Consider the following 11,909-nt stretch of genomic DNA (forward strand, 5'->3'; position numbering starts at 1 on the left):
GTTCAACTACCAGACAGGGCCAGTTTATGCTTCAAAGTAATGAGTACTTTTCCGGCAAAGTGAAATCGATCGGCTTTTCCAGCAGCAGCACTGGTCGCGCCAGCGTGGGTGTTATGGTTGAAGGCGAATACACCTTCAGCACCGCTGAGCCTGAAGAGATGACGGTAATCAGTGGTGCGCTGAATGTGTTACTGCCTGACGCGACCGACTGGCAAGTGTATGAAGCCGGTTCGGTGTTTAATGTTCCCGGTCACAGCGAGTTTCATCTGCAAGTTGCCGAACCCACCTCTTATCTGTGCCGCTATCTGTAATTCCTCGCCTTCCCCATGAACGGGAGGGCATTTTTCTGAAATATCCTCTCTTTAACCCATAATAATATTTCCTTTGCTGCGATTTTTTCGATTTCCGATATATTCATAATTCATCAAGGTTGATATAAATATCAGTGAAGATTATGAATAGAATTAATATATTGGTCATCTGTATGGTCGTATTTTTTATGACTGGCAATGCATGTGCCACAGAGTGGATCAGTAGCGAGGACCTTATCACCTCTGACTTTCATCTTATGACGGCAGATGAGCGCAACGTGGTTAAAGCGGCAACCAACGATAGTATGGAAGCTGCTTATATGCTGAAAGATAATATCCGTTGGTATTATCACAATGGTGACCTATCATTACCCACTAACTTCAGCAATCAGCATAAACTGGTGGTGAACGGTAATTTAACGATTTCCGGCGATTATGATGATTATCTGTCAGGTAATGGTCATCTGATTGTACTAGGTAATGTTATTGTCGATAACTTTATTAATCATGATTTCGCGTATGTCAAAGGGCAGATGACAGCAAAAGGTTTAGTTTATGCTGATTATAATGATCATAATTTTGAAGTGATGAGGGGAATTAGCGCACGAGGAATTATTGTTTCCGATAAAGCAACGCAATTTGAGTCCATCAAAGCTGAATTTTATATCAATGAAGATGCAAGTGGTGAAGGATATAGCTGGGATGAGAATATTAAGAAAGCCTATTCACTGGTGAATCCCGACTTTTACGATCATACTGAAATCGAAACTGATAATATTTTTAATGCGTATCCTGACTATGATAGCGTCGCAGATAATATAATTCAGGGGTTACCTGTTTTTCGAGATAAAGCTGATTCTAAAATTAATGAGAAATTACAGTGGATTGAAGCGGGTAAACTCGACAATTTCCCTGCGGATAAAATAAAGCATGAAGATTCACTGGTGGCACGTTTTCTGACACATATAGAGCGTTTGTCACCCGCCGTTATGCTGCAATTGTTACAGCACCCTGATGACCAGACGCGTGAATCAATGGCGCAGTCCTGGCCTGCTCAACACATGCATTTGCTTACCGATGAATTAATTAAAGATGAAGCTGTTGCCAGAGGACTGGTTAAAAACAGCAATATATCCGCCGAAGTGAATAAAAAATTAATGTCTGTACCCGTCGAGAGCATACAGCTGGAGCAGGCCAGACAGGATAATCTTTCTCCTGATATTGTTGTGTCGTTAAGTCAAAGCCCTTTTCTCAGTGTGCGCAAGACATTAATCAGCCATTACGATTACGCCTGGCTGGTTCCAACTGCAGTGGTTGATGAATTGATAAATAGCGAAGATCCGGAGTTACGCGAAAGAATTACCGGAGCCGATTTAACCGCACAACAAGCGGTGTTGTTGAGTAAAGATAAATCGCTGAAAGTTCGTCAAGCATTAGCCCGGACGCTTACTGAACTAAAAATCACCCAACTGTCAGCGACCCTGAGTACAGAGGATGTTGAACGTATCGCAGAACAAATGTATCTGGATAATAAAGAAAATAAAAATATCGTGAAGGCGTTATTGGTCGCTTTGCCGGAGTCGCGTCAACTGACTTTGGCAAAAGAAGATGTGCACAACTTACGTGACGGCATGCGTTATCTGACCTCGAAGGAAGTGATTAGTTATCTACTGAATCAGCATGACATTCCCAGCATCTGGTATGAGCTGGCACGCGATAAATTATTACCTCTGGAGTATAAGAAACAATTATGGCAACACACCTTAAAATTAAGGATGAGTAAACGGCAAGAAGATCAAGAGCAAGCCTACGAAGTACAGCTGGCGCTGATTGATAATGGTATTATTGACGAAGAGATGTTTAATAATGCCATCGATTTACTGGTTTATTTACCTGCTGAATACCGCTATCGGATGCGAAACCAGCTATTTGATAATGAAGATTTACCCTCCGGAATTATCAACAAACTCGATCAACAGTATCGTTTTAACTCCGACTGGGCGTTGTCTGTTGTCAGTATGAAAAATAGCACCCGTAGACAAAGTGAAAGGGGATTACACCGCTGGAATCATGAGGAAAGCGATATTTTTGCGGAGCTGGATACGATAAAAGATAAATCAGATGATGAATGGTGGTGCGGATTGCTGAAAAGTCACAATGATCATTTGCGGCAGACGGCGTTGCGCAATGTACATACCCCAGCCTCTTTGTTAACGACATTGACTGAGTCACAGGATCGGGCGCTGGCTATTAATAATCCACAGTTGGCTGCCGATGTGAAAACGGCGTGGTTAAAGGAGGATGCATCATTAATCTTATTTGTTGATCAGCCCGATCTTTCGCAGTTACGTCATTTAGTGAAAACCGGGGCAACGCGGCAAATTCGCAGTGAAGCGCGTAACCGGCTTGAGGAAAAACAATGACACAACGCCCCTGGAGCAAGTTACAGAGGGAGATTTATGACTTACTGACGCCAACGATCAACCTGCAAATTCACTGTACCCGTTATCCCATGCGCAGCCAAAATGGTGGAAGCTCCGATTTACCGCGTTATTGGATCACGTTGGATAAAGACGTGATCTGGGATTACCCAAAAGACTTTATGGCAGGCAATGGTGGAGTGCGTAATTTTCATGGTGAAACTTGCTGGTATCCTTATCTGACGGATATTTGTTCAATTTCTGATTTATTGCGTGAATATATTGATACCCCAAAAGCGGAGCTGTTAACGAAACAATGTACCAGCGATAAATGGGGGTTAGTGAATATTCTGCGTGCCGCTGACAGGCGAATAGGGATGAGACGGTTGGATCAGTTACGGCGTAAAACGCATAATATTGCTGCGCTAAAAATTATTGCCCGCCGTAGCGAATGATTATATGCCTGGTGTGGATTCGTACGCCGGATAAGACGCCGCAGGCGTCGCATCCGGCATTAAAGGCAAATCAGCAATTAACGTTGTGCTTCGCCACCTAATCCTTCGATCAGGTTTTGGATTAATGCTGCCAGTTCACCGGTCATCAGGATGAAATCGGCATCAAAACGTTGGGCAAAATCTTCACGGTCGATATCTTCGTTTTGATCGCGCAGCTCGTCGCAGAACTTCAGACGCTTGAGTGAACCATCGTCGCACATCACAAACTGAATGCGCTGCTGCCAGTCGAGCGCCAGTTTAGTCACCACTTTTCCTGCTTCAATGTGGTTGGTGATTTCTTCGCTGGTCAAATCTTGTTTCTTCGCGCGGATCACGCCGCCATCTTCCAGCAACGATTTCAGTTCGGCTTCATCAAGCAGCTGGAAGCCTTGTGCCGCACTACCAGAGCGTACCCATTCGGTCAGCGTCAGTTCAATCGGGTTTTCCATGCTCAATGGTACAACCGGTAACGACCCCAGGCTTTTACGCAGTAATGCCAGCGTATCTTCTGCTTTTTTGGCACTGGCGCAGTCCACCATAATCAAACCGTTTACCGTATCGATCCACATCATGGTTTGGCTGAAACGGCTGAAAGCGCGCGGCAGAAGAGAGTGCAGCACTTCATCTTTCAGCGAATCTTTTTCGGTTTTCTTCAGCTTGCGCGCCTGTTCCGCTTCCAGCTTGGCGATTTTTGCTTCCAGCGCCTGTTTAATCACCGGAGACGGGAGGATTTTTTCTTCTTTGCGCGCGCAGATAACAATTTGACCATTGGCAACGTGCGTTAACGCATCGCTGTGCGATCCCATCGGAGGAACCCAGCCCATCTTCGCCATGTCCTGGCTGCCGCATGGGGTAAATGCCATCGAGGCTAGCTGTTTTTCCATCTCTTCTGCACGCAGCGAAATCTCGCGGCTAAGACGGTAAACCATTAAATTTTTGAACCACAGCATGATAATTTCCACGGCCTTGTCGTTAAATTTAGCGGGCATGATAACGAATTGTCGGCGGCCTTGCATTGCCAATCCGGTTGTCCGTCTCTACGCTATTGATATTGAAAAAAATAAGGAGAGTACCGTGCGTATAGGTATCGATTTAGGCGGCACTAAAACTGAAGTGATTGCACTGGGCGATGCAGGGGAGCAGTTGTATCGTCATCGTCTGCCCACACCGCGTGATGATTACCATCAGACCATCGAAACGATCGCCACGTTGGTTGATATGGCGGAGCAGGCGACAGGGCAGCGCGGAACGGTAGGCATGGGCATTCCAGGCTCGATTTCGCCTTACACTGGCGTGGTGAAAAATGCCAATTCAACCTGGCTTAACGGTCAGCCATTTGATAAAGATTTAAGCGCGCGGTTGCAACGGGAAGTGCGGTTGGCAAATGACGCCAACTGTCTGGCGGTCTCGGAAGCGGTAGATGGCGCAGCAGCGGGAGCGCAGACGGTATTTGCCGTGATTATCGGCACGGGATGCGGCGCGGGCGTAGCGTTCAATGGTCGAGCGCATATCGGCGGCAATGGCACGGCAGGCGAGTGGGGACACAATCCGCTACCGTGGATGGACGAAGATGAACTGCGTTATCGCGAGGAAGTCCCTTGTTATTGCGGTAAACAAGGTTGTATTGAAACCTTTATTTCGGGCACGGGATTCGCGACGGATTATCGTCGTTTGAGCGGACATGCGCTGAAAGGCAGTGAAATTATCCGCTTGGTAGAAGAAAGCGATCCGGTAGCGGAACTGGCATTGCGTCGCTACGAGCTGCGGCTGGCAAAATCGCTGGCACACGTAGTGAATATTCTCGATCCGGATGTGATTGTGTTGGGGGGCGGGATGAGCAATGTAGATCGTTTATATCAAACGGTTCCGCAGTTGATTAAACAATTTGTCTTCGGCGGCGAATGTGAAACGCCGGTGCGTAAGGCGAAACATGGTGATTCCAGCGGCGTACGCGGCGCTGCGTGGTTATGGCCACAAGAGTAAAAAAACCAGGCAATTGGTGCATCATGCCTGATGCGACGCTTGCCGCGTCTTATCAGGCCTACAAAATGAGCAGCCGTAGGCCGGATAAGGTGTTCACGCCGCATCCGGCAATAAGCAACGTGCACCGTGGCTGCAATCTACCCCACTGGTTTCGCCAGCACCGGACTATCCGCCGCTTGCTGGCGCTTATAGCGACCATACAGCAGCAACGACGACATCGCAGCAAACGAAAGCAGGGCGGCAGGCAGCGCCACGTAATTATAAGTCAGCCCCAGCGTCAGCATCATACCTCCGCAATATGCGCCGACGGCGCTACCGAGGTTAAACGCTATTTGCCCACCTGCGGCACCTAATAATTCTCCACCTTTGGCATTTTGCAGTAACAATATTTGCAGCGGTGCAGAGAGGGCAAATAATCCCGCGCAACAAATAAAAGCAAAAATAAGCGACGTTGTTTTCATGCCGCCGAAGAAAAAGAGCATCAGCAATGCCAGCACAATAATGAAATCAGTCACTGCCGCAATGCGTAGTGGTGAATAACGTCCTGAAATCCGGCCACTTAGCACATTCCCCAACACCATCCCCAGCCCAACTAACATCATAATAAAGGTCATCGCCGTTTCCGAAAAACCGGAAATAAACATCATGTATGGCTTTACGTAGCTGAACCAGGCAAATACACCCGCGTTGCCAAACATCGTGGCAGCGAAAATTAACCACGGGGCCGGGCTGCGCAAAAAGTGAAATTGTTCGCGCAGCTTTCCTTTCGCCTCGTCGCGAATATCCGGCACCCAAAAATAGACCGATGCCATCACCGCGATATTAAACACAGAGATCAATAAAAAGGTGTAACGCCAGCTAAACTCCTGACTTAAATACGTCCCCAGCGGAATGCCCAGCAAATTGGCAACTGTCATCCCCGAAACCATCCCCGCCACGGCGGCGGTGACTTTGCCGGGTTTGATAATTTTCGATAACACAATCGCCCCGACGCCAAAAAAAGCGCCATGCGGAAAGCCGGAAACCAGCCGACCAATGGCGAGCATCAGGTAAGACGAAGAGAGCGTGAACATGGCGTTGCCAATGACGCACAACGCCACCAGAAACAACAAGATATGTTTGAGCGAGTAGCGGCTGGAAAAGAGTGCGATGATTGGTGCACCGACCACCACCCCCAGCGCATAATACGAGATCATATGTCCGGCGGCAGGAATCGAAATACCTACGTTATGTGCCAGCTCCGTAAGCACGCCCATAATGCCAAATTCGGCCATTCCCAAACCAAACGTGCCCAGAGCCAAAGATAAAATAACTTTTTTCATACCACCATCACAACCACCAGAACGGCTACCAATCACCGTAGCCAATAAAGTGATAGCTTGCAGGATAACGACCAGTGAGGCCAAGAGATAATTCGCCCCTCTGTATTCATTATCCTGCTGAATAGTTATTTCACTGCAAACGCACTTTCCAGTTTGCTGTATCCCAGTCCGTTGATCTTTTTCACTTTGATCTGCACCGGAATACGCTCTTTCATCGCTTCAACGTGGCTAATCACACCGATGGTTTTGCCGCTGGCGTTCAGGGCATCCAGGGCATCAAGGGCGGTATCCAGCGTTTCGCTATCCAGCGTGCCAAAACCTTCATCAAGGAACAGCGAGTCAATACGCGTTTTATGGCTGACCAGATCCGAAAGCGCCAGCGCCAGCGCCAGACTGACGAGGAAACTCTCGCCACCGGAAAGGGTACGGGTATCGCGTACCGCATCTGCCTGCCAGGTATCAACAACCTCGACTTCCAGCGCCTCGCTGGCTTTGCGCTGTAACAGATAGCGCCCGTGTAACCGGGTAAGTTGCTGATTAGCGAGATGGACTAAATTATCCAGCGTCAGCCCCTGGGCAAACTTGCGGAATTTATCGCCCTCTTTGGAACCTATTAGCGAATTAAGATATCCCCAGTCCTCAACCTGCTGCGTCATTTGAGCAATTTGCTGCATTAAGGTTTGTTGTTGCTGACGGTTTTCCGCATCCTGTTTCAGCTGTTGACGAATCTCGCCCTGACTCGTGGTGTTTTCACGCAACTTTTGGTGAGTTTGCGCTAACTCTTGCTGAATCTGCTCCACCGTCACACTGAGATCCAGGCCGTCAGGTCGGTGTTGCTGATGCTGTGCCAGCGTTTCAGCTGTCTGAGTGACCAGCGTTTGCGCCTGACGGCGCTGGTTTTCCAGATTCTGCTTGAGCTGTTCCAGTTGGGTTAGTGTTTGTTCATCCATTAGCGCCGCAAGGAACGCCTGTTGATCGTCAAAGACACTGGCCTGTAGCGCGGTGTCAAACTGCGCCTGGGCTTTTTGCAGACTTTGCGCCGCCAGAACATCCTGTTGCTGTAACGTCTGCTGCTGGCTTTGTAACGCGAGACATTGTTCATGAATTTGCCGCCAGTTTTCCATTGCCACTGTTTCTTCGCTGTGCGATAACTCATCACCTTGCGGTAACGTATCCAGAATCGGCGTCAGTTGCTGAATACGGTTTTGCAGCGTAGTTAATTCGTTCTGACGCAGTTGCCAGCTCTGCGCTTCTTGCTGACGTGTCGCTAACCAGCTCTCTTCTTCATTTTCCTGTGGCAATGCCAGCGCGTAACTCGCTAATGCCGCAGAGAGTTGCTGCTGGCGTTGTTCAATTTGCTGTTGATACTGGATAATTTGTTGATTATGCGCAGCAATCTGCCCTTGTAATTCATGCCGTTGGCTGAGTATCCGCAGCTGGCGCTCGTGCTCATCTTGTGCATCCAGCCACGGTTGAATATCGTCCTGTGGCTGCAAGGTGATATTGAGGCTGGCCGTGACAGCTTGCCATTGTTGAGTAAGTGCTTGCTCATCTTGTCGGAGGCTTTGCGCTTCGTTTTCATCACGCTGAAGCTGCTTCGTTAAGGCGTCCAGTTGCCCACGTAGCGCCGCACCTTCTTCACCGAGCTTTTTCACTTCGTTTTCCAGCGTTAATAGCCGGGCCTGATTAACGCCCGGTTCCAGCGCCTGATACGCCTCGACCGCCGGGTGGCTGGTGGAACCACAAAGTGGGCAAGGCTGACCCGCCTGTAACTGCGCACGTTGAACTTCCAGCGTTTTGATACGAGCTTCCTGCTCGCAAATGGTTTTCACATCGGCAAGTTGTTGCGTTTTTTCTTTATAACGCTGGCGCATTTCGTTAAGTGCGGCGTTACGTTGCGTCTGTTCTTGCGTGACATTCTGGATAGCGATCTGTAATTGCGCCAGGCGTTTTTGTTGGGGAACAATCTGTCCATGCAGCGCGACCAGGCGCTGACGCAGCGTGCGTTGCTCAGCATGTTGCGCCTGGGCGCTAGCAACTTCATCGGCGCTTAACGTCAACGAGATCGCCGGAAGTGAATTAAGTTTTTGCTCTGCATGGGTTAACTGTTGCTGCCACTGCCGCAGATGCTCGCGTTCGCTGGTTTGTTGAGAGAATTGCGCACGCCAACCCGCCAGTTCGTTGTTCCACTGACGGAAGCGGTCGTGTTCCTGTAACCAGGCATTCAGGCTTTGTTGCTGCTGCTGTAATTCTGCAGACTGCTTCGCCGCGTGGTGGCGAATGCTCGCACGAAGCGCCATTGTGCGCTGTAAGCGAGTATTTACTTCTTCAATCTGCTGGCGAGTATGCGCCAGTGCCGCAGTGTGTTCTGCGATGCGTTCCCAGTGCGGACGAAGATTTCGCGCCGGTTGTGCCAGGCTGAGCGCCGCCAGTTGAGGTTGCGCTTTTTCTTCTTCGGCTAACGCCTGTTGCAATGCCTGCTGACGTCGGCTGGCTTCTTGCTGCAATTCGTCCAGACGCGTTAACCAGTTTAGCGATTGTTGTTCTTGCTGCTGTGCGGCGAGTAACTGTTTCTCTTCGACAGTGAGTACCTGCAAACTTTCTGTCAGCGATTGCAGCTGTTCTGGCGCTAATAACGCAACGCCGCTGGCCTGCGCTTGCAGTTTCTCCAGCTCAGTGCGGGCCGATTTGTGCTGCTCAAAGACCATCGCAGAGATTTGCCCGTAGATTTCGGTGCCGGTTAATTCCTCGAGCAATTCCGCGCGTTCTTTTGGTTTGGCATTCAGGAAGGCAGCAAATTGCCCCTGCGAAAGCAGCATCGAACGGGTGAAACGCCCATAATCCAGTCCGGTTAACGTCGCCGTCAGTTCCAGCTTATCTTTCACTTTGTCAGCGAGAATTTTGCCATCGGTACAGCGCGCCAGCTCTACGCGCGGCACCTGCAAATTACCGTCTGGCTGGTTACGCGCCCGATTCTGGCTCCAGAAGGCACGGTACGCTTCACCTTTGACTTCAAACTCCACTTCCGCCAGACATTCGGCGGTATCGCGGGTCATTAGATCATTTTGCGATTGTGAAACGTTAGAAAGGCGCGGAGTTTCGTGATACAGCGCCAGGCAAATGGCATCCAGCAGGGTGGTTTTCCCCGCGCCGGTTGGGCCGGTAATCGCAAACAGCCCATTGCTGGCGAACGGCTCGCGGGTGAAATCAATCTTCCATTCGCCTTTTAACGAGTTCAGGTTTTTCAGGCGCAGGCTGAGAATTTTCATGCTTCGTGTTCTCCGGCGAGGGTCTGCAGCGTCGTGGTGAAAAGATGTTGCAGACGTTGCTGCTGTGATTCATCCAGTTCTTCCAGTGCGAGACGACGATTAAACACCTCTTCGACGCTGAGTTCGCTGAGGGTTTCACGCTGTTGGCTGGCTAACACACGCTCGCGCTGTTCACGGCTGCGGCGTACCAGCAATACTTCGACAGGCAGTGATTCAGTTAATGCCTGGATTTTGCGCTGAATATCATGCAGATACTCATCAGTAGTGATTTCGATATCCAGCCAGACAGGTGGTTCCTGTGATACATCGCGCCACTGTTCCAGCTGTTCGGTAATCGACGCCAGATCGCCTTTCAGTACCGCCATTGGTTGCGTTATCGGCACGCTCAGGTTTTCCACGCTCTCTAATTTGCCGTTTGAAAATGTCACCAGATGGACATATTTACTTTTTCCGCATTCATCAAAACTCAGTGGAATGGGGGAACCGCAATAGCGAACATGTTCCATGCCGCCAATAATCTGTGCGCGGTGAATATGCCCGAGCGCGATGTAGTCGACTGGCGGAAAGTTTTGTGCCGGGAAGGCGTCCAGCGTGCCAATATAAATGTCACGCACGGCGTCACTTTTGCTGGCACCAACGGTCGTTAAATGCCCCGTGGCGATGATGGGCAGAGGCTGATCGCCGCGCAGTTTGCAGGCATCGGCATAATGTTGTTGGTAATAATCGGTAATAGCCGCCAGCAAATGTTGTTGTTTTTCAATACCGTTAAGCCCCGCCTGGCTGGTAATAATGTCACGCGGGCGTAAAAAAGGAATGGGGCACAGCACTGCGCCTGGCGTCCCGTCGCGACGAGGCAAGATTTGTGGCGCATGTCCGGCGCTGGCGACCACGGTAGTATTGAGGAACGCCATGATATCGCGCGATTCATTCAGCGTGGCGACCGAGTCATGGTTTCCTGCCAGTACCACCAGATGACAGCCCGTTTGCTGTAAATTGACAACAAAACGGTTGTATAATGTGCGGGCGTAACTGGGTGGTGATCCGGTATCGAAAACATCACCGGCAACAATAATCGCATCCACCTGATGGGTTTGCGCTGTTTCCAGCAGCCAGTCAAGAAAGGCCTGGTGTTCAGCTTCGCGGCTTTTACTGTAGAAGTTCTGGCCGAGATGCCAGTCTGAGGTGTGAAGGATGCGCATAACGATTCCCTGGCGAAAAAGCATGGGCGCGATTATACCCAAACAGATGTGCCATTTGCTTTTTTCTGCGCCACGGAAATCAACTACCTGAAGATATGTGCGACGTGCTTTTCATAAATCTGTCATAAATCTGACGCATAATGACGTCGCATTAATGATCGCAACCTATTTATTACAACAGGGCAAATCATGGCGAGACGTATTCTGGTCGTAGAAGATGAAGCTCCAATTCGCGAAATGGTCTGCTTCGTGCTCGAACAAAATGGCTTTCAGCCGGTCGAAGCGGAAGATTATGACAGTGCTGTGAATCAACTGAATGAACCCTGGCCGGATTTAATTCTCCTTGACTGGATGTTACCTGGCGGCTCCGGTATCCAGTTCATCAAACACCTCAAGCGCGAATCGATGACCCGAGATATTCCAGTGGTGATGCTGACCGCCAGAGGGGAAGAAGAAGATCGCGTGCGCGGCCTTGAAACCGGTGCGGATGACTATATCACCAAGCCGTTTTCGCCGAAGGAACTGGTGGCGCGAATCAAAGCGGTAATGCGCCGTATTTCGCCAATGGCGGTGGAAGAGGTGATCGAGATGCAGGGGCTCAGTCTCGACCCGACATCTCACCGGGTGATGGCGGGCGAAGAACCGCTGGAGATGGGGCCGACAGAATTTAAACTGCTGCACTTTTTTATGACGCATCCCGAGCGCGTGTACAGCCGCGAGCAGCTGTTAAACCACGTCTGGGGAACCAACGTATATGTGGAAGACCGCACGGTCGATGTTCACATTCGTCGCCTGCGTAAGGCACTGGAGCCTGGCGGACATGACCGCATGGTGCAGACCGTACGCGGTACAGGATATCGTTTTTCAACCCGCTTTTAACGCCTTGCTCATCGGACGCAGAGCAGGGCTTA

At 49.9% G+C, this 11,909-nt stretch carries 9 protein-coding genes; 5 read left to right on the top strand and 4 right to left on the bottom strand.

What is annotated here, in order from left to right; all coding sequences use genetic code 11:
* Window positions 1–26 precede the first annotated feature (26 nt).
* From ppnP to BEB54_RS08805, 3 genes are all read left to right on the top strand, one after another.
* Entirely contained in the window at window positions 27–311 is a 285-nt protein-coding gene (gene ppnP / locus BEB54_RS08790) for a pyrimidine/purine nucleoside phosphorylase (RefSeq protein WP_000941942.1), read from the top strand.
* Between the two features lie 143 nt (window positions 312–454).
* Window positions 455–2,734, top strand: a complete 2,280-nt coding sequence (locus BEB54_RS08795) for a DUF2773 domain-containing protein (protein WP_123059732.1) — start codon at window positions 455–457, stop codon at window positions 2,732–2,734.
* Entirely contained in the window at window positions 2,731–3,186 is a 456-nt protein-coding gene (locus BEB54_RS08805; RefSeq protein ID WP_105277192.1) for an SF0329 family protein, read from the top strand. Before BEB54_RS08795 ends, BEB54_RS08805 begins: the two co-directional genes overlap by 4 nt.
* A 77-nt stretch (window positions 3,187–3,263) precedes the next feature.
* Here BEB54_RS08805 and rdgC read toward each other — a convergent pair whose 3' ends face one another.
* Window positions 3,264–4,175: a recombination-associated protein RdgC gene (rdgC, locus tag BEB54_RS08810; RefSeq protein ID WP_001298537.1), complete on the bottom strand. Its 912-nt coding sequence runs from the start codon at window positions 4,173–4,175 to the stop codon at window positions 3,264–3,266.
* A 124-nt stretch (window positions 4,176–4,299) separates the two neighbouring features.
* Here rdgC and mak point away from each other — a divergent pair, with 124 nt between their 5' ends.
* A complete protein-coding gene (mak, locus tag BEB54_RS08815) occupies window positions 4,300–5,208 on the top strand; it encodes a fructokinase (RefSeq protein ID WP_001219294.1) in 909 nt (302 codons plus the stop codon).
* A gap of 137 nt (window positions 5,209–5,345) precedes the next feature.
* Here the strand turns inward: mak and araJ are convergent, their stop codons facing one another.
* The 3 genes from araJ to sbcD form a co-directional block, all read right to left on the bottom strand.
* Entirely contained in the window at window positions 5,346–6,530 is a 1,185-nt protein-coding gene (gene araJ / locus BEB54_RS08820; RefSeq protein WP_039021006.1) for an MFS transporter AraJ, read from the bottom strand.
* Between the two features lie 125 nt (window positions 6,531–6,655).
* Window positions 6,656–9,799, bottom strand: coding sequence for an exonuclease subunit SbcC (gene sbcC, locus BEB54_RS08825; protein WP_105277193.1), 3,144 nt, complete (start codon window positions 9,797–9,799; stop codon window positions 6,656–6,658).
* On the bottom strand, window positions 9,796–10,998 hold the full coding sequence (gene sbcD / locus BEB54_RS08830) for an exonuclease subunit SbcD (protein WP_105277194.1): 1,203 nt from the start codon (window positions 10,996–10,998) through the stop codon (window positions 9,796–9,798). Before sbcD ends, sbcC begins: the two co-directional genes overlap by 4 nt.
* Window positions 10,999–11,187: 189 nt before the next feature.
* On the opposite strand from sbcD, the gene phoB reads away from it, so the two are divergent.
* Window positions 11,188–11,877: a phosphate response regulator transcription factor PhoB gene (phoB, locus tag BEB54_RS08835; RefSeq protein ID WP_000113933.1), complete on the top strand. Its 690-nt coding sequence runs from the start codon at window positions 11,188–11,190 to the stop codon at window positions 11,875–11,877.
* Window positions 11,878–11,909 lie beyond the last annotated feature (32 nt).

The organism is Escherichia sp. MOD1-EC6021 (assembly GCF_002965245.1).
GTDB classification, from domain to species: Bacteria; Pseudomonadota; Gammaproteobacteria; order Enterobacterales; family Enterobacteriaceae; genus Escherichia; species Escherichia coli_F.

Bases quoted from the DNA above. Each gene is read 5' to 3' on its own strand.
- ppnP (WP_000941942.1), top strand. From the start codon at position 27: ATGCTTCAAAGTAATGAGTACTTTTCCGGCAAAGTGAAATCGATCGGC.
- BEB54_RS08795 (WP_123059732.1), top strand. From the start codon at position 455: ATGAATAGAATTAATATATTGGTCATCTGTATGGTCGTATTTTTTATG.
- BEB54_RS08805 (WP_105277192.1), top strand. From the start codon at position 2,731: ATGACACAACGCCCCTGGAGCAAGTTACAGAGGGAGATTTATGACTTA.
- rdgC (WP_001298537.1), bottom strand. From the start codon at position 4,175: ATGCTGTGGTTCAAAAATTTAATGGTTTACCGTCTTAGCCGCGAGATT.
- araJ (WP_039021006.1), bottom strand. From the start codon at position 6,530: ATGAAAAAAGTTATTTTATCTTTGGCTCTGGGCACGTTTGGTTTGGGA.
- sbcC (WP_105277193.1), bottom strand. From the start codon at position 9,799: ATGAAAATTCTCAGCCTGCGCCTGAAAAACCTGAACTCGTTAAAAGGC.
- sbcD (WP_105277194.1), bottom strand. From the start codon at position 10,998: ATGCGCATCCTTCACACCTCAGACTGGCATCTCGGCCAGAACTTCTAC.
- phoB (WP_000113933.1), top strand. From the start codon at position 11,188: ATGGCGAGACGTATTCTGGTCGTAGAAGATGAAGCTCCAATTCGCGAA.